The organism is Roseburia hominis, from assembly GCA_040702975.1.
Taxonomy (GTDB): domain Bacteria; phylum Bacillota; class Clostridia; order Lachnospirales; family Lachnospiraceae; genus Allocoprococcus; species Allocoprococcus hominis_A.
In genome coordinates this window covers 1,822,699-1,845,203 of sequence record CP159990.1, presented here as the reverse complement: position 1 = coordinate 1,845,203, position 22,505 = coordinate 1,822,699, and the positions used below count along the sequence as shown (strand labels likewise).

General features: G+C 45.9%; 20 protein-coding genes. 4 read left to right on the top strand and 16 right to left on the bottom strand.

All coding sequences use genetic code 11. From position 1 onward, the window contains the following. Positions 1–73 precede the first annotated feature (73 nt). The 4 genes from ABXS75_08590 to ABXS75_08575 are packed head-to-tail and all read right to left on the bottom strand — an operon-like array spanning position 74 to position 2,565. Positions 74–721 carry a nitroreductase gene (locus tag ABXS75_08590; GenBank protein ID XCP86835.1) on the bottom strand — a complete coding sequence of 216 codons (648 nt, stop codon included), beginning with the start codon at positions 719–721 and terminating at the stop codon, positions 74–76. 41 nt (positions 722–762) lie between these two features. Further along, complete coding sequence (locus tag ABXS75_08585; GenBank protein XCP86834.1) at positions 763–1,404, bottom strand: nitroreductase; 642 nt, start codon at positions 1,402–1,404, stop codon at positions 763–765. A 57-nt stretch (positions 1,405–1,461) separates the two neighbouring features. Continuing rightward, positions 1,462–2,010 carry a flavodoxin family protein gene (locus ABXS75_08580; GenBank protein ID XCP86833.1) on the bottom strand — a complete coding sequence of 183 codons (549 nt, stop codon included), beginning with the start codon at positions 2,008–2,010 and terminating at the stop codon, positions 1,462–1,464. A gap of 15 nt (positions 2,011–2,025) precedes the next feature. After that, complete coding sequence (locus ABXS75_08575) at positions 2,026–2,565, bottom strand: flavodoxin family protein (protein XCP86832.1); 540 nt, start codon at positions 2,563–2,565, stop codon at positions 2,026–2,028. 145 nt (positions 2,566–2,710) lie between these two features. On the opposite strand from ABXS75_08575, the gene ABXS75_08570 reads away from it, so the two are divergent. Then, entirely contained in the window at positions 2,711–3,043 is a 333-nt protein-coding gene (locus ABXS75_08570) for a helix-turn-helix domain-containing protein (GenBank protein ID XCP86831.1), read from the top strand. Between the two features lie 104 nt (positions 3,044–3,147). Here ABXS75_08570 and ABXS75_08565 read toward each other — a convergent pair whose 3' ends face one another. Continuing rightward, a complete protein-coding gene (locus ABXS75_08565; GenBank protein ID XCP86830.1) occupies positions 3,148–5,184 on the bottom strand; it encodes a Sip1-related alpha-galactosidase in 2,037 nt (678 codons plus the stop codon). 195 nt (positions 5,185–5,379) lie between these two features. On the opposite strand from ABXS75_08565, the gene ABXS75_08560 reads away from it, so the two are divergent. Continuing rightward, positions 5,380–6,267, top strand: a complete 888-nt coding sequence (locus ABXS75_08560; GenBank protein ID XCP86829.1) for an AraC family transcriptional regulator — start codon at positions 5,380–5,382, stop codon at positions 6,265–6,267. 127 nt (positions 6,268–6,394) lie between these two features. Here the strand turns inward: ABXS75_08560 and ABXS75_08555 are convergent, their stop codons facing one another. The 6 genes from ABXS75_08555 to ABXS75_08530 all read right to left on the bottom strand — a co-directional run bounded on the left by ABXS75_08555 (position 6,395) and on the right by ABXS75_08530 (position 13,194). Continuing rightward, positions 6,395–7,084: a hypothetical protein gene (locus tag ABXS75_08555; protein ID XCP86828.1), complete on the bottom strand. Its 690-nt coding sequence runs from the start codon at positions 7,082–7,084 to the stop codon at positions 6,395–6,397. Next, positions 7,074–9,341 carry an alpha-galactosidase gene (locus ABXS75_08550; protein XCP86827.1) on the bottom strand — a complete coding sequence of 756 codons (2,268 nt, stop codon included), beginning with the start codon at positions 9,339–9,341 and terminating at the stop codon, positions 7,074–7,076. The genes ABXS75_08555 and ABXS75_08550 overlap by 11 nt, the downstream gene beginning before the upstream one ends. Positions 9,342–9,408: 67 nt before the next feature. After that, the gene (locus ABXS75_08545; GenBank protein XCP86826.1) at positions 9,409–10,056 is read right to left on the bottom strand and encodes a DUF624 domain-containing protein; all 648 of its coding nucleotides are present in this window, start codon (positions 10,054–10,056) and stop codon (positions 9,409–9,411) included. Positions 10,057–10,066: 10 nt separating this feature from the next. Continuing rightward, complete coding sequence (locus ABXS75_08540) at positions 10,067–10,906, bottom strand: carbohydrate ABC transporter permease (GenBank protein ID XCP86825.1); 840 nt, start codon at positions 10,904–10,906, stop codon at positions 10,067–10,069. Between the two features lie 21 nt (positions 10,907–10,927). Continuing rightward, positions 10,928–11,815: a sugar ABC transporter permease gene (locus ABXS75_08535; protein XCP86824.1), complete on the bottom strand. Its 888-nt coding sequence runs from the start codon at positions 11,813–11,815 to the stop codon at positions 10,928–10,930. Between the two features lie 68 nt (positions 11,816–11,883). Further along, complete coding sequence (locus ABXS75_08530) at positions 11,884–13,194, bottom strand: sugar ABC transporter substrate-binding protein (protein XCP86823.1); 1,311 nt, start codon at positions 13,192–13,194, stop codon at positions 11,884–11,886. A 309-nt stretch (positions 13,195–13,503) separates the two neighbouring features. Here ABXS75_08530 and ABXS75_08525 point away from each other — a divergent pair, with 309 nt between their 5' ends. Together ABXS75_08525 and fucO are read left to right on the top strand one after the other, a co-directional pair. Continuing rightward, complete coding sequence (locus ABXS75_08525; protein ID XCP86822.1) at positions 13,504–14,847, top strand: MATE family efflux transporter; 1,344 nt, start codon at positions 13,504–13,506, stop codon at positions 14,845–14,847. 331 nt (positions 14,848–15,178) lie between these two features. Next, complete coding sequence (gene fucO, locus ABXS75_08520) at positions 15,179–16,324, top strand: lactaldehyde reductase (protein ID XCP86821.1); 1,146 nt, start codon at positions 15,179–15,181, stop codon at positions 16,322–16,324. Between the two features lie 138 nt (positions 16,325–16,462). On the opposite strand, the gene ABXS75_08515 is transcribed toward fucO, so the two are convergent. From ABXS75_08515 to clpP, 5 genes are all read right to left on the bottom strand, one after another. After that, positions 16,463–17,266, bottom strand: a complete 804-nt coding sequence (locus ABXS75_08515) for a PD-(D/E)XK nuclease family transposase (GenBank protein ID XCP86820.1) — start codon at positions 17,264–17,266, stop codon at positions 16,463–16,465. Positions 17,267–17,478: 212 nt separating this feature from the next. After that, complete coding sequence (gene yihA / locus ABXS75_08510) at positions 17,479–18,072, bottom strand: ribosome biogenesis GTP-binding protein YihA/YsxC (protein ID XCP87112.1); 594 nt, start codon at positions 18,070–18,072, stop codon at positions 17,479–17,481. Between the two features lie 104 nt (positions 18,073–18,176). Next, the gene (gene lon / locus ABXS75_08505; protein ID XCP86819.1) at positions 18,177–20,504 is read right to left on the bottom strand and encodes an endopeptidase La; all 2,328 of its coding nucleotides are present in this window, start codon (positions 20,502–20,504) and stop codon (positions 18,177–18,179) included. 93 nt (positions 20,505–20,597) lie between these two features. Further along, positions 20,598–21,848, bottom strand: a complete 1,251-nt coding sequence (clpX, locus tag ABXS75_08500) for an ATP-dependent Clp protease ATP-binding subunit ClpX (protein XCP86818.1) — start codon at positions 21,846–21,848, stop codon at positions 20,598–20,600. Between the two features lie 60 nt (positions 21,849–21,908). Next, the gene (gene clpP / locus ABXS75_08495) at positions 21,909–22,490 is read right to left on the bottom strand and encodes an ATP-dependent Clp endopeptidase proteolytic subunit ClpP (GenBank protein XCP86817.1); all 582 of its coding nucleotides are present in this window, start codon (positions 22,488–22,490) and stop codon (positions 21,909–21,911) included. Between the last annotated feature and the right edge of the window lie 15 nt (positions 22,491–22,505).

Here is a 22,505-nt window from a genome sequence, read left to right as displayed (position 1 = left end):
CGGCTATGCTACTTGTGTTTCCGAAACCAGCATAATCTGGCCGTCAATCCTCATAGTGTCGTAATGGCCTGCATTATTCTACTCCACAATAAACAACCTCTGAGACCGGTTTCCTTTGGGACTTGAAATGGTTTACCTTTACATTCATATCTGCATAACCAATTCCAATTCCGATGATCACATCTTTTTTATCCGGTATATGCAGGACCTTACGAATCACTTCCGGATACCCAACAAACACAGCCGCCGGTATTGTAGCCAATCCATGTTCCGTCGCAGACAACATCAGGCTCTGTGAAAAGGCTCCGATATCGTAGTAGGACCATGCGGAAAGTCCCTTCTCCATACAGATAAACACGGTGCAGGGGGCATAGAACAGATTGCGGTTCTGCATCGTAAAATCCAGATTACGTCTCTCTTCACACGCATAGACATCCTCAAAGAACTGATCCATATGTTTTTTAGCTTCCTCTGACCATACACCCCTGAAAGGCAAGTCTAAAGAAGTATGAACTCTCTGTTTTCTGCAATCGTTCATCCCCTGTACGATTGCCTCCATCTGCGCTTTTCCTGCCACATAAACGTCCCACGGCTGGGAGTTTGCCCAGGACGGGGTCCGGAATGCATCTTCGAATATCTCATCCAACACCTGCTTCTCTACCGGTGTATCCTGAAATACACGGCAGGAAAACCTGTTATTCAGTGCTTCCTTAACTGTCATTTACGTCCACTCTCCTTCTATTATGTAAGCCTTTATTTTCCCTACAAAATATAATGTATCTCGCCGGTTTCTTTTCTTGTAGTCCTAAAATCGTTAATCGGAGCCTCTTTATCCGGATAGCCGATTCCGACTCCAATCACGATCGACTTATTCTCAGGTATGTTAAGTACGCTCCGTACCGCCTCCGGATAAGATACAGATACTGCCGAAGCCATTGTTGCCAGTCCGTGTTCCGAAGCAGACAGCATCAGGCTCTGTGCAAACATTCCCGTGTCAAAAAGTGACCAGTCCGGCAGTTCCTTATCAATGCACAAAAATATCATTACCGGTGCATAGAAAAGGTTCCTCTTCTGCATCGTATAATCAAAGTTCCCCTTTGCTTCATGTTCCACAATCCCGTCAAAATATTCATCAATGCGGGGGGCCATCTCCTCCGTCCATCTTCCGTTGAACCGGTTGCTCAAATCTGCCGGTATCTTAGCCTTCCGAGACTTCTCGTACTCTGCACGAAGTCTTTCCATCGCCTCCGTACCCGCCACATATACCTCCCATGGCTGGGAATTCTCACAGGACGGGGTTCGGAATGCATCTTTAAAAATATCTTCCAGCATATCCTTCGTAACAGGCTGACTTGAAAATTTACGACAGGAAAATCTGTTATTTAGTGCTTCTCTTACTGTCATAGCTTACTACTAACCAATTAATCTTATTCAGAATAATCGTTTCCTTCCTATGTATTATCAGATTGATTTTCCAAGCTCATAGGCTTCCTTAAGTTCAGGCTTTCCTGCAATATCACCGACACTGCCATTTCCCCCGGCCAGAACATGCCCAAGATTTTTCCACTTCAAATGCTCCATAAGGTGGTCATAGTAAAGAACAACATCTTCAAACCCATGCCCCTCTGCCGCCATCAAAAGCGCAGAAGCCCTGTCATGCCCTCTAAGGAGATTCCCATCCCCTTCCTCCAATGCAAACAACCGGTCGACAGCCGTCCGAAGCTGACCGCTCATATTCCAGTAATACAGCGGCGACGCAAGCACGATCACATCACATTCTTTTACCACCGGATATATTTTGTCCATATCATCTCTTTGAACACAGGGACATTCCCGGCTGCTGTGGCCTCCAAAACACCCTTTGCAGCCATGGATATTCATACCGTCAAGGAAAAATTCCGTCACCGTATTTCCTGCCTCTTTGGCGCCCCTGGTAAACTCAGCAGCCAAAGCTGCCGTATTCCCGTTTTTACGGGGACTTCCATTCAGGATCACTATTTTCTTATCCATATTCTTCTCCTTAAATTACATCGGCCAAAGCTGCTGCCTTTCGCAGCCATCTGTCTTGTCAATATCGCCCGCATTCAGCACGCCAGGGATCAGAACTTCGCCAACCATCTTCCATTTGTTCAGAGCACACATACGCTCCATCGGAATACGGACGCCGTCCATAACCGACATATCCTCTTCCTCACAGCAGGTGATCAGCGCACATTCCTTGCCAGCGATATCTTTGCCGCCGACAACCAAAGAGAAAATACGGTCGATAACGCCCTTGATCTGTGCCGGAATTGAATACCAGTAGACCGGCATGGTGAACACAATAGCATCCGCTTCCAGAATAGCCGGTGCGATCGTATTGAAGTCGTCATCAAATGTGCAGGCTTTCCCAGTAGAAAAACAGGTTTCACATGCATGGCATCCTCCTACTTTTTTCAGCGCCGCATCAAAACGGGTAACCGTATGTCCCTTCTCCTCGGCAGCCTTGATAAATGAGTCCGTCATGGCAAAGCTGTTTCCATTTTTACGGGGACTTCCGGTGATTACTACAATTTTTTTACTCATGATTTATTCCTCCTAATACATGCAGAATTGACTTTTCCTGCTACTGATATTATAATTATAACGAGAATGAAACAGGAAACAAGTACGCACATTTAAGTGCGATACTCACATCAAAGTTATATACTTACTCAAAGGAGAGTGTAAAATGAGTGAACGCTGCATATCACAGGAATGTTTAAAAACGACAGGTTTCAGCTATACATTATCCCTCATCAACGGGAAATATAAAATGACAATTCTTTATACCCTTATGGAGTTTGGTATCGTCCGCTTTAATGAAATGAAAAAATATATCGGCGGAATATCATATAAAACGCTCAGTTCCACCTTAAAAGAATTGGAATCAGATCAATTAGTACATAGAAAAGAATATCCCCAGATTCCCCCAAAGGTGGAATACAGCCTTACGGAAAGAGGGAAATCTCTGATTCCCATATTAGATGGCATGTGTGAATGGGGAGATAAAAACCGCCTTTAGTAATTAGGCAAAATGTTCACAATGCAAGATTAAGCCCTGCCGTAAGAAGCGCTTTTATTCGCTTTCCGGCAGGGCTTTTTTTATTGATACTAAACCTTTTCATCTCACCAGACAATAGAAAGTATCATTTTGTCAGATGACTCAGCAAATGATATCGTATATAGTTTATCTTCCTTTTTCACATTTTCCGTAACTTCCACAGCATTAACCATTACTTTTTGAGGTTCTTTTTCAGAAAGCCAGCCTACTGGTCCTGACTCCCTGATTACCATGATGTCTGCCTTATCATTTTCATGAATACTTTCAACGGCCATAAATCCTACATACTTATTCATAAGGCCCAGACAAGAACAATTTTTTCCCTGCGGGAGCAGAACAAACCATCCAAAACCATCCCGCGCGACACTACCCTCATATTTTTCATTCCTGTCCAGAGAAAAGGCTTTCTTTTCAAAATAATCATACACCCAATACCTGTCAGCCACTTCCAGATCCGGGATATCTGTCGGTCTGAAGGTAAATGACTGCTTCCGGTCTGTCAAATTATATACGGCGATTCCTCCACCTTTTCCGCAGTTCCCCCACGATGCTACATTATGAAGCTTTAACACTCCATCTGCCATCGGATCAGAAAAAACGCAGTCCACCGTCGGTTTTGCTGAACGGTCCATCATCAAAATCCTGCCATCTCCATAGACTAATGGCTTTAACACATCAGGATTGGTAGCCCCTATCTTATCGCTGACATATATTGGTCCTCCACTGATTGCACGCAGAAGACTATGCTTCACACAATCTTCATGCATAGTCCAGAACATATCCCAGTCGCAGCAGTATAACTCATTATGATACAGCGCATTATATGCATTCTGCAGCAGGTGTTCTGCAAATCCGCCCTCTTTATCAGGTACAAAATCATCACTGTTTCTTGAAATTGCAGAAGTAGGCCTTGCCAGAATATTTTCCATGGCCATTCCCATGCAGTTTATAATTGCCCCGTCCATATTAGACGCGCCGCCCTCCAAAGCCTGATTTATCCCTCTTGCAGCTTCACTTACCGGCAGGCTGTTTTCAAAATAGTAAGGCACTGCACTCTGACCATCCACTTTTACAAAATCAATCTCTTCACGCCTTAAGTTCTGATACCAGTTTCTGTAAAACTGTTCTCCTGTCTGGGGACTCGGAATCAGTTTTCCATTCACGGTTTTATAAAGGTAAGCGTTCTCTTTAAACTCCAATTCACTCCCCGGTGCAACGCCGCCCCAATATCCTCCCAAAGCATGCCAGACGCCAAACCATCTGATCTCTCCTTTTTCCTTTATTTCTTTTATCATCTTTTTGAAACCGGCCGGAAACTTTTCTTTATCCGGAGCAAAATCACAAAGCAATTCATCCTGTACCGAAAGCCATCCGTCATCGATCAGCATCCATTTCACCGGAACCTTTTTCTCAAGCAATTCGTTTGCCTTCTGACGGACCTTGTCCTCTGTAATGTCTCTGTAAAATGCATCCCAGCTGCACCATCCCAGATACCGGAACATCTCCGGAATCCTCCGGCCTTCTCTCATTCTAATCCCCTTATATTCTGCCAGCCAGGAAAAAGCCTTATATATAGCTTCCGCCAATACGGAGGCCTCCGCCATTATATACAGCGGTTCCTCAACATCTTTTAGCCCGCCCAGCCAGGCAGTCATTTCCAGACAGATCTCCGTCTCGGTTCCATTTACCAGATATGTCTTAAATTTCCTGCCAACCATCGGCACCAGACATGAAAATCTATCTTTATATTTGAAAAACGCCACCTGTGTATACTCAGGAATATCCTGAAATTTTGTAACAAAAGCAGGTCTTGTCCACCATTCATTGTAGAGATACATTGCGGTAATTTTTTCCGGCTGTTCTTTTATAGGAAGATACACCCTGATTGGTTTCTCCACTCTCAGATTATCATTTTCCGTACACGCCTCATTTTTTATATTCAGCCGGATTTCCCCAAATTGGCATCCATCTACTACCTTTTCAGTCAATTCGAGATGAAGACCTTCTTCTTCATATATTCCTGTATTTACCGGAAACTCAGCATCTATTTTCCTTCCTTTTTGACAATAAATCTGACACCTTAAATTCTTTCCTTCAACCACAGCCACTTCCTCCTTACTCCATGTAATGCAATTCTATTATACGTTTTCATAACCCAGAAATACATAACCTAAAAAAATGGATATATGAAAATATGGATATGTCAAAATCGCAGAATATATGCTATAATCATGCCGTACATAACTTTTTGACCCTGATATCATGTCATGATGTTTTAATATAAAGGAGATAATAGTATGCGTACCGTCAAATATACAAACAGTATTGATTTTAAATGTTTGGAAGATTTAAATGAACCCTCCAGGGAGATTACCCCGGTGCATATGGGAAAAGAAGACTGCAAAGCCTATCATGCCTTCTCCGGTACCCGCGATGAATATATTATTCATTTCATTTTGTCGGGAAGGGGATTCTATTCGGCTAATGGCAATACATGGCCGCTCAGTGCCGGACAGATGTTTTTGATTTATCCTGATGAACCTGTTGTTTACTGTGCAGACAAAAATAACCCCTGGACTTATGTGTGGGTCGGTTTCAGAGGACTCGGAGCTGACACCATATTAAGAAATTGCGGTTTTTCCAAAAGCCATTTAGTTCATACGGCACCTGACCTTGAAAAGTATATGTGCTGTTTTGATGATTTTTTTGAACATATTACCTTAAGCTTTACTGATGGTCTTTACCGTGAATCCATTCTTCTTAAATTATTCGCCATTCTTTCTGACCATCACAAACATCTTGCTCTGGAAAATAAACAGGAAAAAACGGATTATAGCAATAACGTATATGTGAATTTTGCAATAGATTATATCAATGAAATGTATATGCAGGATATCAGTGTATCTGATATTGCAGATAAGATCGGAATTACCCGTTCTCATCTAAACTATGCGTTTCAAAAAGAACTCAATATTTCTGTTCAAAAATTCCTTATTGATTTTCGTATGCATAAGGCAGCTAATCTCCTTGTCAGCACTACTATGTCCATCAAAGAGATTTCAAATCATGTAGGTTACAAGGATCAGCTTGTGTTTTCCAAAGCATTTAAGAAAAAATTTGGATTGAGTCCAAAAAGTTACCGAACTCACACAGATGAACTGGAAATAAGAGAGGGCAGACCCTGATGGCAGAATCGTAAAGTAAAATATTTCATCTGAAGCCAAAAATATAACCACTATATATGGCAAATAAGGCATTTATAAACACTCTATTCGACACATATATAGTGGTTGACAATACATACCTTTTATCCTATGGCTTCTCAAATAAATATGCCAGAAAAACCTCTATCTGATCTATGTGAGATGCCATCGCGTTAATCCCAAGCGCAGCCCCATCGGCATATGCCTGGTTTTCTTCTGTCAGGATACTGCCGGAAAGATCGATCCCTATCGGGACAGACTCTTTCCCATAATCCTGATCTGAAGGTTCACAGTAAATTAAGCGCTCTTTATACTGTTCGGAAATTTTCTTTACCCGTTCGTCATCTAAATCCATGAGCCGCCCGGAAGCTCCGATCACTTGCAGCCGGTCTTTCTCCATAACCAACACATCCAGATCGCCGCTGACCATATAGGCGGTCAGCATCTGATAGTATTCGTTGCCGGAAGTTTTCCCGGCCGGATCGCAATAGCACTGGTCGTTGAAAACCAAATTTTTCTCGTTCAGATCATATCCCGCATAATCGGCGAAGTCCTCCCAAAATTCAGAGCCATCGCCTAAATCTGCATGGGTATTGGCAAAGCAGGCAAAGAACCAGTTTTCAGGATTCGTCGTGACATAGTGCCAGATTCCCCACGACAACAGCAGAACTCCCGATAAAATACCAACAATCCATAAACTATAATAATCCCATATGTAGGATATCCGTTGTTCCACGGAAAGAGATTCCATTTTCTGACTTTCTGCTGTCCACCATCGGCGCAACCGTTTAAAAATCATTGCTGTCCCTTCTTTCTGACACCTTTTTCAGATAAATCTGCACACTGGGATACTCTCCGAACATAGGAGGCAGCATATATCCGCCATACATAAGTGCAGCACCGGAGTATTGCTGTTTTCTTTTTCCCGATAAGGTCTGATAAGTTCTTGTCTCACAGCCAAAAGCCTCCTGCCTTTCCACTACATAAGCAGCTTTAGGATCCAGGCCTTTCACCCGGAGACATATTGGATTCATATTGTTGCGGGGCCAGGTTATCACAACATTAACCAGGCTCTCATTCCGGTCAGAAGAAACAAACTGCCATGCAGTAAAATAATGGTTTTCCTTTCCGTGATCCAAGCGATAATAGTCGCCGTTCTGAATCAAATCATAATATTCATCAAACCGCTTAATTTGCTCTCTGACTTGCTGCTTCTCCTCTTCCGTCAGTGTATTCAAGTCCATCTCATACCCAAAGGTGCCGGACATTGCCACAACCGCCCGTGTCCCCAGCGGCGTATTCCGCCCCGTCTGATGGTTGGGACAAGCAGAGACATGGGACCCCATAGAGGCAACCGGATATCCGAAGGATGTGCCATACTGAATCGACAATCGCTCAATTGCATCCGTATTATCACTGCACCATATTTGCGGGGAGTAAGCCAGCATAGCCGCATCAAACCGGCCTCCGCCGCCGGAGCATCCTTCAAACAACACGTCGGGAAATTCTGTAGTCAGCCGGTCCAGCAGACGATAGAGGCCCAGCACGTACCGGTGAAGGACTTCCCCCTGCCGGTCAGGAGGCAGCAGACGGCTATAGACGTCTGCTATACTGCGGTTCATATCCCATTTGATATACTCAATATGATACTGGCGCAGCAAGCCGGAAAGCGTTTTATACAGCCAGTCCACCACATCCTCTCTGGACAAGTCCAATACCAGTTGATTGCGGCTCATAGCCGGCCCGCGCCCCGGAACCTTAAGCGCCCAGTCCGGGTGCGCCCGATAGAGGTCGGAATCTTCATTGACCATCTCCGGCTCTACCCACAGGCCAAACTTCAGACCCATAGCGTTAACCTGCGTGATCAGCGGCTCCAGGCCGTCAGGAAGTTTCGATGTGTTGACAAACCAGTCCCCCAGTCCGGCGTTATCGTCATTTCGCTTACCAAACCAGCCATCATCCAATACCAGCATCTCTACCCCCAGTTCTTCGGCCTGACGCGCAATATCCAGGATTTTTCCGGCGTCAAAATCAAAATAGGTAGCCTCCCAGTTGTTGATCAGAACCGGACGGCGGGCATAGGTAAATTTACTCTGACAAATGTTTCTTCTTATAAATCGATGATACGTCTGCGACAGGTGGGTAAGTCCCTGATGGGTGAAGGTCAGCAGTACCTCCGGCGTGTCAAAATGCTCTCCCGGCTCCAGTTTCCAGCAGAACTGTTCATCGTGAATACCGGAGACTGCCCGCAACAAGCCACGCTGATCCACCTCGATATCCGTCCGGTGACTGCCGGAGTAAACCAGCATCAAACCATAGCAGTCTCCAAAATCCTCTGTCGCGGACGGATCACAAATGATAACAAACGGATTGTGCTGATGGCTTGAAGTACCGCGACGGGAGGCTACAGTCTGGATGCCGCCTGTCAGCGGTATCCGTTTCATCTGACGCTCCATCGTATGTCTGCCGATAAAATGGATCATATCCCACTCACCAAAAGGGATATCCAGACAAACCGAAGCTGCCTTTTCCAATCGGACAGGCGTTGTGCCGGTGTTGGTCAGCCGAACGGCCCTGGTGATAACATCCTGCTGTTCGTACACGCCATAAAGCAATTCAACTTCCAGGCTGCTGACAGAATCTTTCAGAGTGATGGAAAGCGTCTCCGCCTCATCGCCGCAGTCAAAAGCCGAGGGCATACCGGACACCCTGTATTTTCCGGGCAGTATCTCAGACTTAAGATAGCGAAGGTCTGTCCCCCAGACACCCTCCTCAGTAACCAGATTGAGGGAACTGAGACGATAATCCCCCGCACTGGCCCCGCTATATTCCTGGGGCAGTAAATCCAGCGACCAGCTCTTCTCCAAACGGAGTTCATAGGGATTGGGAGAAAATCCACAGTCCTGGGGAATGTAAAGATGTTCCATGCTCCCTTCCATCCTTCGTCCATAGTAAAGGTGGAGAAGATGACCCAGGCTGCTGATCTGCATTTGATAGGTAGTATTGCGGGTAGTCAGAATGAAACCTCCCCGCTCACTGTCATAATGAATACTCATTGTCTTTCCTCCTAATTGTTATCATATAAATGTAATGAGCCTAATGGCTTATGTGTTTTTTGATGTATCAGTCGGCTTCCATTATATTGAAATACGGCTTAAATAACGGCACAAGCATTTTTCCAATCACATATGCAAGCAATCCAAATCCAAAAAACGCACTTATAAACGCATAGGTTGGTCTGTTGACTTTATCAACATATACAATCACGAGCGGTACTGCATGTAAAAGCAGAATCAGGAGCATCTTCAATGGATGTGACATAGCGATACAGACCGACAGCTTGATTTTCTCGGTCATTTTCCCGGAAAACACTGCAAAAACCGGGAGCAAATATACCATCACAATCACTGATGCCACCAACACTGCGATTACGCCGGTGGACAAATATTGAATCCAACCGCCTGCCTGTTCACAGATTTGCAGATTGACAGTGCCCAGTGCGATGACCCCCACAAAGGCCAGCCAGGATACCGTCGCCGGAAGGAACTGCTTTCGCAGCCCCTTAAAGTACGCCCGAAAAGGATTAACCGGCGTTTCTGAATTCAAAATCTCAAATACAGCGTAGTACATAGCCACTGCCGCCGCACCGATGGTGAAAAACGGAATACAGCTTATGACAAAGAGAATATTGATCGCAATGACCATCCCCCATTTTGTCATGACTCTTCCAAAAGTGCTATCATTTCCTAAAAACCTTCCGTACAAATTCATAACACACCTCTTAGAGTTTTCCGCCCGACGTTGCAATTCCTTCCACAAACTGTTTCTGGAAAATCAGATAAAGAATCAGCATCGGAATGACTGCCAGTACAGCACCGGCCATAATCTGCGGGTAATTACTTACAAACTGTCCCTGGAGTTTCGCCAGCGCCGCTGTCAGCGTTGTGCTCTCAGTCCTGGGACATACGATCATCGGCCACATCAGATCCTTATACGCAAACAGAGCGGTAAAGATTCCAAGCGACACCAGGGAGGATCGGGTAAGCGGCAGCATGATCGACAAGAAGCGCCGTCCAATGCTGCAGCCATCCAGTTCCGCTGCTTCCTCCAGTGAAATAGGAAGACTTTGATATCCCTGTTTGCACAGGTAAGTGCCATAAGCGGTAACTATACCCGGAAATACCAATGCAAACTGTGTATTCATCATATGGAGTTTGGAGATGATGAGATACTGGGGAATAATATAAATCTGCCCGGGCACCATCATCTGAATCAGTATCAGAGCAAAAAACACCCTCTTAAATGGAAATTTCAGTCTGGCAAAGGCATACCCGGCCATTGTCGCAGTCAGGCAGGCACAGAGAACACGCAGAGCAATCATAATCAGCGTATTCTTATACAGCAGAGCAAAATTATAAGAATTCCATACCTCAACGAAATTCTCAACATGCCAGCCATGCGCCGGGAAAATATAGAACGGATTGACGGAAATGGATTCAGTCTTGGTCTTAAACGCCGTCAGAATCATCCATACAAACGGTATCAGCATACACAAAGAACCAAGAATCAGGAATATATGAATCACACCGGAAGTCAGATTTTTCTTTGCTTTCCAATTCATGTTATTGAACCTCCTTTTTATTTAATCGTAGTGAACCCACATTTTTTCAGTCTTCTGAAGAACAACAGTGAGCACACCGATAATGGCGATCAGGAACATAACGATTGCCGCGCCGTAACCTCTGTTAGACTGCTCAAAGGCATACTCGTAAAACAGATAGCTGATGGTCTTGACAGACGGCCATGCCCGGCTGGTCTTGTCCATGATCATAAAGGGCAGGTCAAACAGGTTCAGAGAACCCATAACACCCGTCTGGATTATGAAAAACAGCATAGGACTGAGCAGAGGAATGGTAATATGGAAAAAGCTATGTACACCGGTAGAGCCATCAACGGCAGCTGCTTCGTAGTAATCCTTCGGAATATCCTGAAGACCGCCCAGGAGCAGAATCATATTGTTGCCAAGCGCCCCCCAAACGCCTACGATTACGATCGCGATCATCGCAACCTTCGGGTCTGTGACCCAGTTGATCTTTGCGCCAATCATATGGTTGAGCAGGCCGTAATCCTGGTTGAACATCCATTTCCATACCATAGCGACAGCCGCAGGAGCACAGACCATCGGCAGGAAAAAGATCGTGCGGTACGCGCTTCTGCCAATCATCTTGCGATTCATCAGCACTGCAAGCACCAGTGACAGGAAAACAGTTGCCGGAAGACTAAATACCGTATATTTTGCAGCGTTAAACAATGTACTGAATACTTCCGCATCCTGAAACAAATTGACAAAATTCGTTACCCCGATAAACTCGTTGCCCTTTCCGAAATCACCTGTCTTGCAAAACGACTGGTATACGGTTTCACAGATCGGATAATAATTCAGTACCAGCAGACCAATGATCGTCGGCGCTATCATGCACAACCCCCAAACAGCCTCTATCCTGGCTTTCTTTGTCATTTTTTTCTTCAAAAAAATCTCTCCTTCCTGAAATGGCGGAAGTTGTAACGCTCCCGCCATTTTTCATATTTATATCCGCATTATTCCTCCGCAATTCTCTTATTCATCTGCACAGCGAGCTGCTTCAGCGTATCTTCCATCGTCTCCGGATTGGACCATACATCGACCAGTGCGTCTGATATATCCTGGTCCCAAAGAGCCATGCTTTTGGAATAGGGACGGAAAACCAGCGTTCCCTTTTCTTCAATATCTACGAAAGGTGAGATATCCATTCCGTCAAAAGCTTCAGCAAAAGCATCCGAACAGCCCTCGTAGGCCGCCATAGTGATACCAAGCTCTGACTGTTTCTTCTGTCCTTCCTCGCTGGTAAAAGCAGAGATCAGAGACCATGCCGCATCCGCTTTCTCCGATTGTGCGGAAATACTCCATCCCAGACCGTTGTAGATAGAGCAGCGCTCACTGGGTTCACACTGACCATTGCCGTTCACATCCGCATAAGGCAACAGCGCCCAGGCATAATCACTGGCATTATCCGCTGTATAAAAGTTGTTGACTGCCCATGATCCCTGGCAAATCATTCCTACTAACCCAGAGAGGAACATAGTGTCGCCGCCCGTGGAAGCCATAGAATCCGGTGGCGGGCAGGCCGGAAGAATTTTTTCTGCTACAAACTTCATCGCCTCAATCGTAGCCGGTTCATCAAGTCCGGAGGCTTTCCGGTCCGGAGTAATAACCTCTCCGCCGTAAGAATAGATGATATTATACCAGCCATCCTGGTTGCTGGATACGTTGCAGTAGGTGCCATAAACGCCGTCTGCCTTACCCTTGTCAGAAATCTCCTGAGCCGCTGCTGCAAAATCTTCCCAGGTCCAGTCCTCGGAAGGATAGCCTACGCCGTACTTATCAAAGATTTTCTTATTGTAGATAACGGCGATAGTATCATGGTCCTTGGGAATGGCATATTGCACACCGTCCATATTGTACAGATCTGCAATACCCTTAAAATAGTTGTCCATATCAATCGCATCATCTTCCTCGATATAGTCGTTCAGATCCAGCAGTACGTCCGCCGCCATGTACTTATCAGCGTTATTAGAATGCATCCAAAATACGTCCGGCATTTCGCCTCCAGATACACCTGCTTCCAGCATAGTCCAATAGCTGCCCCAGTCAGGCGCTGTAAACTCAACCTTATAACCACTGGTCTTGGACCATTCATCGGCAATTTCCTTAAGTCCTGCCAATTGATTATTGTCCCAAAATGCAACAGTAATGGTTTTGTCAGATGCGCTGCCATCGCCAGAATCGCCAGACCCACAGCCGGTCACAGCCATAGCTGCAGTCATTACCATAACCAGTAACACTGCAAGTATTCTTTTTCTCGTTCTCATTATTTTTCCTCCCTTTGTGGAAATATTGTGAAAATCATTCTCGGAGCGCTACCATAGAATAATTATATTATAGTGCGAAGCAGCCTCTAAACAAATGCCATAAGCAAGTAAATATATGCGAATATCGATATGGTAAAAGCAAAGAAAATATGGAAAAAACAAAGAAAACATGCAAAAATATGATATGAATAAAGAATTTCCCCAAAATATGAAACCCTAAACGGAATTACTCTCGACAACGATTTCTCTTAATCCCGGTTTCCTTTTTTCCCCGCTTGTGATATAGTTTTCCCGAGGAGTGTGTATGTCATGAAAAACGAAACCAAAAATCAAATCACAGAGGGCATCATCTGGCGGCAGCTTTTGGTGTTCTTTTTCCCGATTGTGGTCGGAACTTTATTTCAGCAGCTTTATAATACGGTAGACGCCATTATTGTGGGGCGTTTTGTGGGGAAACAGGCCCTGGCCAGCGTGGGCGGCTCGGCGGCGGTACTTGCCGGACTGGTGATCGGCTTTTTTACAGGACTTTCTTCCGGTGCGACCGTTATCATTTCCCAGTATTTCGGAGCAAAGGACGAGAGGAATTTACATAGCAGCCTTCACACGGCTTATGCATTTTCCATCATTTTAAGTATCATTTTTGCGGCGGCAGGCTGGCTTTTGACTCCCTGGCTTTTGCGGATCACCAATACTCCGGCCGATGTACTGGCTGATTCAGTCATTTATCTCAGAATCTATTTTCTGGGAATGCCCGCCATGCTGATCTATAACATCGGCTCCAGTATCATGCGGGCAGTCGGAGATTCCCGCCGGCCGCTGATCTACCTGATCATATGCTGCTTTTTAAATATTGTCCTTGATATCGTCACCGTGCTTTTCTTCCACATGGGCATTGCCGGGGCTGCGATCGCTACCGTGATTGCCCAGACAGTCAGCGCTGTCCTGGTCACCCTTGCCCTGACGAAGAACTATGATATTCTGAAATTAAAACTGCGCTGCATCCGCATAGACTTTGTGAAATTGAAGGCGGAATTCCGCATCGGACTTCCCGGCGGGCTTCAGTCATGTATGTACAGTATTTCGAACATTATTATCCAGACGGCAGTCAATCAGTTCGGAACCGACACGGCCGCCGCGTGGGCAGCTTTTGGAAAATTGGACGCGCTGTTCTGGACCATCTGCGGGGCCTTCGGCATCGCGATCACCACATTTTCCGGGCAGAATTACGGTGCCAGACTCTACAAGAGGGTGTACCGCAGTGTTCGAATCTGTCTGGGGATGGCCTTTGGTATTTGCGGCATTTTATTGACTTTTCTTGTCATTTTCTGCCGCCCTTTATACCACATTTTTACTACCGATGCAAATGTCATAGAAATCGGAGTTTATATGCTGGTCTATATTCTGCCCAGTTATATTGTATACGTATTTTTGGAAATTTTGTCGGGTGCCCTACGGGGTATGGGAGATGTGCTGATTCCGACTTTGATTATCTTAAGTGGGATTTGCTTCGTGCGCCTTCCGTGGATTCTGATTGTCACACCGTTGCGGCATGAGATTTCTACGATTTTGCTCAGTTATCCTATGACCTGGTGCGCTTCTCTTTTGTTGCTGGCACCGTATTATCTGTATAGAAAGAGACAGTTATTAAAATAGCCGCGAATATTTATTTGCTACGTTTCATGACCAGGAGTCTGTTTGTCGTATAACTGACTCCTGCGTGCTATATTAACCAGCATATTTTACTTTCCCAGACGTTTATCTCACTATGGTATTTGGAATATTTTTCTATTTTTTATCCATATCTCTTTTATTTTTTGTATATTTTTGCTAATATAATATTAGTATCTTGCCAGAAACTTAAGCCTCCCACTCCGATGGGACTATTTCTTATGTTTTATGAATTCCAAACCATCTTCACCATACAGACATGCCTTTGGAATTCCGGCATCATATCAAAATAATGATAGAAAAGGAGATTAAAACAATGGCAAACAGAATTATGCTCAACGAAACTTCTTATCATGGCGCAGGCGCAATCGCTGAGATTGCAAATGAGGCGAAAGCGCACGGATTTCAGAAAGCATTCGTATGCTCCGACCCGGATCTGATCAAGTTCCACGTTACTTCTAAAGTAACCGATATTCTTGACAAAGAAGGGCTTGCTTACCAGATTTATTCTGACATCAAGGCAAATCCTACCATTGAAAATGTACAGCATGGCGTACAGGCTTTCAAAGATTCCGGTGCGGACTATATCGTAGCGATTGGCGGAGGCTCTTCCATGGACACTGCTAAAGCAATTGGCATCATCATAGCGAATCCGGAATTTGAAGATGTGAGAAGTCTTGAGGGCGTTGCTCCTACCAAAAAACCGTGTGTACCGATCATCGCAGTTCCCACCACCGCCGGAACCGCTGCTGAGGTTACCATCAACTATGTCATCACGGACGTGGAAAGAAAACGGAAATTTGTATGTGTTGACCCGCATGATATGCCGATCATCGCAGTAGTTGACCCGGATATGATGTCTTCTATGCCCAAAGGGCTTACCGCCGCGACCGGTATGGACGCTTTGACCCACGCGATCGAGGGTTATACCACGAAAGCTGCATGGGAAATGACTGATATGTTCCACTTAAAGGCAATCGAGATTATCTCCAGATCTCTTCGTGACGCAGTGGCTGGTACTCCGGAGGGGCGCGAAGGAATGGCTCTGGGACAGTACATCGCGGGAATGGGATTCTCCAACGTAGGTCTGGGAATCGCTCACTCCATGGCTCACACTCTGGGCGCTGTATATGACACGCCGCACGGTGTTGCCTGTGCAATGATGCTCCCGATCGTTATGGAATACAACCAGGAATGTACCGGTGAAAAATATCGTGAAATCGCAAGAGCAATGGGCGTAAAAGGTGTAGACGATATGACGCAGGAAGAGTACAGAAAAGCTGCAATAGCGGCAGTGCGCCAGCTTTCTGAGGATGTGGGAATTCCGGCTAAGTTGGAAGCGATTAAGGAAGAGGATCTGCAGTTCCTCGCTGATTCTGCTTATGCTGACGCTTGTGCACCGGGGAATCCGAAGGATGCTTCTGTGGAAGATCTGAAGGGGTTGTTTAGGGAGATTATGTAGTGAGATTTTGATAGGTTAGAGACCGCCGGGAGCGGGATGTCAGAGACGGCAGCAACGTTCCCGGCTATATAACTTATTTACGAATCTTTTAAAAATTTTTACTCTTTGAACTAGCCTTCTTCTATTGTTTATTATTTGTTAGATTCTTTTAGAAAGAATACCTCTCTCAGCATCTGATACTCCCAGAGCAGTCATTGCCTGTTCTGCTGACAATCCAAGATTCTTCATTAAATTCTTAATAGCCCCTAATAATGTAAGGATATTTTGTTCAGCAGCGGTTTCTTTTCTCATTTCCTCCATAGCTCTACACATAGCTTCCACTCCTTTCGCATCTTCTTTAAAATAACGTACACGATCAGCTAAAATTTTATAATGCATATCTTTCGCATCCGTGCAGGAGAAATCATGCATCAATTTACCAAGTTCTGTTTCACCTTTTATCTGGGAATTTACATATATGATATGTGCTTCATCCTCAAACATTACGCCAGTTTCTTTAATTGTCCGGTCAATGTGATAAATGGGCAAGCCCGCTTTCAGTACATCATTCTCTGTAATAAAAATAACATACGTCTCTGCGAGGTTCTCATAATCAGCACCCGGCTCCGTTACATTTGCATCTAGCAAACTGCTGTTATATCTGGCCCTCTTAATACTGGCCCCCTTATCACTTCTTTGGATTTCAATATTATACACCCGTCCGTTTCCATCAATTGCTATAATATCCAGACGGAGGGATCGTCCCTGCAAATTCTTCACATCATGTTGTACGTGCACTTTTTGGACACTTAAATCCTTTTCGTCCAAAATAACCTGCAATAAAAACTGTGAACACGCTTTATCCTCAAAGACTTTACTCATAAAATCATCATCCAGAAGGCGGAATCCCCGCAGTCTCTGCAAATCTTCTGCGTGTTTTCTTTCAAAATCCAATTCTGCCATATTCTATACCCTCACCAGCCTTCTTTTTTCTAATCCCAGATAACAAAAAAAGCTTTTCTGTTACCCCTATCATATCACACAAAGCGTCTCTTTACAATCAACGCAATTTTTCAATTTCTACCTTGGCACTTTTGCTGAACCATAACGGATATACCAACTTGTGCCCTGGTCCATTTTTGTTTTTGCGCCCCATTGTTCTCGCTCTGATTTAATTATATGTCATACCCAATCAATTCATCTACCAGCTCCCATATTTCTTCCCGGCCTTGTTTTGTCTCGGCGGAGAAGGGGATTACTTTGGTTCCGGGGATCAGGTTCAGACCTTCTTTGACCATTTTTATGTGTTTTTGCACCTGGCTTCGTTTGATCTTGTCCAGCTTTGTTGCAATGATAATGGGTTCGTAGCCCTGGTTTATGACCCAGTCATACATCATTTTGTCGTTTGCTGAGGGGTCGTGCCGTATATCAATCAGCAAAAAGACTGCTTTTAGCTGTTTGGAGCCATGGAGGTATCGTTCGATCAGTTTGCCCCATTGGGCTTTTTCTTTTTCGGATACTTTGGCGTAGCCGTATCCCGGGAGATCGACTAAGTACATGGCGTCGTTGATATTGTAGAAGTTGATTGTCTGGGTTTTTCCCGGGGTTGCGGAAATCCTCGCGTAGGATTTCCGGTTCATGAGCGCGTTGATCAGAGAAGATTTCCCTACATTGGATTTCCCGGCAAATGCAATCTCCGGGAGCGCGTTATCCGGTAATTTGCTGGTGATTCCACATACCGTCTCTAAATTTACATTCTTGATTACCATTTTCTTCCCTTTCCGGCTGACAAATTTCACTTTTAGCTTCTCACGTGGCTCTTACAGTTTTGCTGTTTTTACTGTATCTGACCATCGTGGTCATCGCATGAATATCATTTGTTTTCCTCCACGAGAGCCTGCTTTAGAACTTCCTGCATCTGGCTCACAGGAATAATTTCCAGTCCTTTCGTGATCTCTACAGACAGTTCTTCTACATCTTTCTCATTTTCTTTCGGCACCAGAACTGTTCGGATTCCGGCATTTTTGGCCGCCAGGAGTTTTTCTTTCAGGCCTCCGATAGGAAGGACTCTTCCTCTTAGTGTGATTTCTCCCGTCATCGCCAGGTCCGCACGCACCTTTCTTCCGATGATTGCGGAAAGCATGGCGGTCGCCATGGTGATTCCCGCAGATGGACCGTCCTTCGGAACTGCGCCTTCCGGAATGTGGATATGCAGGTCATGTTCTTCAAAGAATGTATCCTCTACCTGATATTCGCGGCTGATCGAGCGGATATAGCTGATTCCGGTCTGAGCGGATTCCTTCATCACATCTCCCATCTGACCGGTGAGCATGATCTCTCCTTTTCCGGGCATCACATTCACCTCGATCTGAAGCGTATCGCCGCCGACACTCGTCCAGGCCAGTCCGCGCACGATGCCTACCTCATCGCTTTCGTTGACCATCTGGTAGGTGAACTTCTCTTTTCCCAGATATTTCTCCAGGTTCCGCTCCGTTACCTGAATCCGTTTCTTATCGTGTTCATATATTTCACGTGCCGCCTTACGGCAGATATTTCCAATCTCTCTCTCCATCTGGCGGACTCCCGCTTCTTTCGTATAATTGCGGGCAATCTTCCACACGACTCCCTTGCTGATGCTGAGCCTTTCTTTGGTCAGGCCATGCCTCTCAAGCTGCTTGGGAATCAGATGCCGTGTGGCAATATGCAGCTTCTCGTTTTCCGTATAACTGCTCACCTCGATCACTTCCATTCTGTCCAGAAGCGGTCTTGGTATCGTCTGCAGGGTATTGGCGGTCGTCACGAACGTCACCTCCGACAGATCGAGCGGCACCTCCAGATAGTGATCGCGGAATCTGCTGTTCTGCTCGCTGTCCAGCACCTCCAAAAGTGCCGAAAATGTATCTCCTTTGTAATCTGTGCTGACTTTATCGATCTCATCAAGCAGCATCAGAGGATTCTTAACGCCCGCACTCCTGATTCCACCTGCGATTCTGCCGGGCATCGCTCCGACATAGGTCTTGCGGTGTCCCCGGATTTCTGCCTCATCTCGGACTCCTCCCAAGGAAATGCGTACATATGGTTTTTTCAGCGCCTTTGCCAGCGACTTTGCAATGGAAGTCTTGCCGGTTCCCGGAGGGCCGACCAGACACAGGATCGGGCTGTCTCCCTTTTTGGTCAATGCACGGACTGCCAGGAATTCCAGAACCCGTTCCTTTACTTCTTCCAGCCCATAGTGCTCCGCTTCCAGCAAATCCTTTGCATATTTCAAATCTGTAAAGTCCTCTGCCCGTTTATCCCAGGGCATCTCCAACATCGTTTCAATATACGTCCTGAGGACTCCGGATTCCGCCGGGCTCTGCATAGAATTCTTAAATCTGCCGATCTCCTTGTGCAGCTTCTCCTTCACTTCCTCAGGAGCGTTCAGTTCCTTCGCCGCAGCTAAAAATTCCTCTGCATCGGTGAGTGTGGTATCGTCCCCCAGTTCCTCCCGAATTAGCTTTAGCTGCTCTCTTAAAATATATTCCCTCTGGTGCTCGTCCACCCGCTCTTTTACTTTCATCTGAATCTCATCACGGATATTCATGATCTGCACTTCGTTCACCAGTTTCAGTGAAAGCATATCATAACGCTTCATAAAATCCGTCTCTTCCAGAATCTCCTGCAATTCCCGGTAATTTAAGGGCATGTTGGCAGCCACCTGATCCACCAGCTTCTCCAATTCGGAGATATCCCTGATCTGGTTCACCATATCCTTGGTCACCTTCGGATTTCTGGCCGCATATTCCAAATAGATCTCTTTCAGTCCGCGGACCATGGCCTCGCGGTTCAATTCTCCCATAACAGCCATCGGATCCATTTCCTCCACGACCGTCACATTTGCCCGCATATAAGGGTCCGTAAATTCCAGGAAATTCAGTCTGGCCCGCTCCTCCCCGGATACCAGGACCCGCAGAATCTGTTTGGGCAGCTTAATAATCTGCTTGATCGAAGCGATGGTTCCCACGCGATACAGGTCGTCCTCGCCCGGGTCCTCCACCTCCATATCGCGCTGTGTAAGCAGCATGATCCGCTGATTGCCGGCCATCGCTTCCTGCACCGCCTCTATAGAACGTTTTCTGCTAATATCAAAATGGACAACCATCTCTGGCAGGATCGTCATTCCTCTGAGGGCTGCCATGGGTAAACTTTCCACTCTGTTCATATCCTTTTCTCCCTTGTATGTGTATTGTATGCCTTTACAAGAATAAAAACAGGGGCGCACCCGCTTTCTCAAGCCGCACCCCTGACAAGATTTTTAAGCACTCTCAGACCTGACCTCATACTGTCCCGTCTCCGGCTGCTGCTTACCAAGCACTGCCTCCTTCGTGACACGGCAGTATTTCAAACTTTCATCTGACGGCGCCCGATACATGATATCCATCATGACATTCTCCATGATTGCCCGAAGTCCTCTTGCCCCGGTCCGTCTCTTAAGCGAAGTCTCTGCGATTGCTTCCAATGCATCCTTGTCAAATTCCAGATCCACATCGTCAAGCTCAAGGAGCTTCTGATACTGCTTCACGATCGCATTCTTCGGCTCTGTCAGAATCCGGATCAATGCTTCCTTATCCAGTGATTCCAGGGAAACAACCATCGGTACACGCCCTACCAGCTCCGGAATCAGTCCGAATTTCACCAAATCCTGCGGAAGAATCTGTCCCAGTAGGCGGTCAATATCGTACTCATGCTTGCCCGCGATCTCAGCTTCAAATCCAATCGACTTCTTGTCGATCCGCTTTTCAATAATCTTATCAATTCCCTCAAATGCACCGCCGCAGATAAAGAGAATGTTGGTGGTATCAATCGGGATCAGTTCCTGGTGAGGGTGCTTTCTTCCGCCCTGTGGCGGAACATTTGCCACGGTTCCCTCCAGAATCTTGAGCAACGCCTGCTGCACGCCTTCTCCGGATACATCTCTTGTAATAGAAGGATTCTCTGATTTTCTTGTGATCTTATCTATCTCATCAATATAAATGATACCGTGCTCGGCTCTCTCGATATCACCGTCAGCCGCCTGAATGATCTTAAGAAGGATATTCTCCACATCCTCCCCCACATATCCGGCCTCCGTCAGAGCTGTCGCATCGGCGATCGCAAAAGGTACGTTCAGGATCTTCGCCAGTGACTGTGCCAGAAAGGTCTTTCCGCAGCCGGTGGGACCTACCATGAGAATGTTACTCTTCTGCAGCTCCACTCCCAGATCACGCCCTGCCAAAATCCGCTTGTAATGATTGTAGACAGCGACCGAAAGCACCTTCTTTGCATTCTCCTGTCCAATCACATACTCATCAAGAAATGCCTTGATTTCTTCCGGCTTTAACAGATTAATGTCGTCAAATCCGCTCTCATCTTCGTATCCAAGCTCTTCATCGATAATCTCCTCGCAAAGCCCGACACACTCGTCGCAAATATAAACTCCTTCCGGGCCCGCGATCATCTTGCGTACCTGTCCCTGCGTCTTATTGCAGAAAGAACATCTCACGATTTCTTCATATCTACCTGCCATACTCTCACCTCATATACTCGTAAAGGGAATGCCCGTATCCCGGACACTCCCCTCCTTTTTCTATCGGCTGGATACAACCTTGTCAATCAGACCGTAAGCCAGCGCTTCCTCTGCCGTTTTCCAGTTATCTCTCTCCGTATCTGCGGCAATCACTTCATAGGGCTGACCGGTATTTGCTGCCATGATCCGGTTCATTCTCTCCCGGATCTGCAAAATGTGCTTTGCTGTGATCTCGATCTCCGTCGCCTGCCCCTGTGCACCACCTGCCGGCTGATGGATCATGATCTCAGCATTCGGCAGTGCAAGTCTCTTGCCCTTGGTTCCTCCTGCAAGAAGGAATGCTCCCATACTTGCAGCCATACCCATACACATGGTAGACACGTCGCACTTAATATAATTCATGGTATCATAAATTGCCATTCCTGCGGAAATGGAACCTCCCGGGCTGTTGATATAAAACTGGATATCCTTCTCCGGGTCCTCTGCCTCCAGGAACAAAAGCTGTGCAACGATCACACTCGCCGATGCATCATTCACCTCAGTGTCCAAAAATATAATTCTCTCTTTTAAAAGTCTTGAATAAATGTCGTAAGACCGTTCCCCCCGGCTCGTCTGTTCCACAACATAAGGAATTAAACTCATGTACTCGCCTCCTGA

What these genes read in the sequence shown, in the direction of transcription:
- ABXS75_08590 (XCP86835.1), bottom strand. Translation starts at nt 721, where the DNA reads ATGACAGTTAAGGAAGCACTGAATAACAGGTTTTCCTGCCGTGTATTT.
- ABXS75_08585 (XCP86834.1), bottom strand. Translation starts at nt 1,404, where the DNA reads ATGACAGTAAGAGAAGCACTAAATAACAGATTTTCCTGTCGTAAATTT.
- ABXS75_08580 (XCP86833.1), bottom strand. Translation starts at nt 2,010, where the DNA reads ATGGATAAGAAAATAGTGATCCTGAATGGAAGTCCCCGTAAAAACGGG.
- ABXS75_08575 (XCP86832.1), bottom strand. Translation starts at nt 2,565, where the DNA reads ATGAGTAAAAAAATTGTAGTAATCACCGGAAGTCCCCGTAAAAATGGA.
- ABXS75_08570 (XCP86831.1), top strand. Translation starts at nt 2,711, where the DNA reads ATGAGTGAACGCTGCATATCACAGGAATGTTTAAAAACGACAGGTTTC.
- ABXS75_08560 (XCP86829.1), top strand. Translation starts at nt 5,380, where the DNA reads ATGCGTACCGTCAAATATACAAACAGTATTGATTTTAAATGTTTGGAA.
- ABXS75_08555 (XCP86828.1), bottom strand. Translation starts at nt 7,084, where the DNA reads ATGATTTTTAAACGGTTGCGCCGATGGTGGACAGCAGAAAGTCAGAAA.
- ABXS75_08550 (XCP86827.1), bottom strand. Translation starts at nt 9,341, where the DNA reads ATGAGTATTCATTATGACAGTGAGCGGGGAGGTTTCATTCTGACTACC.
- ABXS75_08545 (XCP86826.1), bottom strand. Translation starts at nt 10,056, where the DNA reads ATGAATTTGTACGGAAGGTTTTTAGGAAATGATAGCACTTTTGGAAGA.
- ABXS75_08540 (XCP86825.1), bottom strand. Translation starts at nt 10,906, where the DNA reads ATGAATTGGAAAGCAAAGAAAAATCTGACTTCCGGTGTGATTCATATA.
- ABXS75_08530 (XCP86823.1), bottom strand. Translation starts at nt 13,194, where the DNA reads ATGAGAACGAGAAAAAGAATACTTGCAGTGTTACTGGTTATGGTAATG.
- ABXS75_08525 (XCP86822.1), top strand. Translation starts at nt 13,504, where the DNA reads ATGAAAAACGAAACCAAAAATCAAATCACAGAGGGCATCATCTGGCGG.
- fucO (XCP86821.1), top strand. Translation starts at nt 15,179, where the DNA reads ATGGCAAACAGAATTATGCTCAACGAAACTTCTTATCATGGCGCAGGC.
- ABXS75_08515 (XCP86820.1), bottom strand. Translation starts at nt 17,266, where the DNA reads ATGGCAGAATTGGATTTTGAAAGAAAACACGCAGAAGATTTGCAGAGA.
- yihA (XCP87112.1), bottom strand. Translation starts at nt 18,072, where the DNA reads ATGGTAATCAAGAATGTAAATTTAGAGACGGTATGTGGAATCACCAGC.
- lon (XCP86819.1), bottom strand. Translation starts at nt 20,504, where the DNA reads ATGAACAGAGTGGAAAGTTTACCCATGGCAGCCCTCAGAGGAATGACG.
- clpX (XCP86818.1), bottom strand. Translation starts at nt 21,848, where the DNA reads ATGGCAGGTAGATATGAAGAAATCGTGAGATGTTCTTTCTGCAATAAG.
- clpP (XCP86817.1), bottom strand. Translation starts at nt 22,490, where the DNA reads ATGAGTTTAATTCCTTATGTTGTGGAACAGACGAGCCGGGGGGAACGG.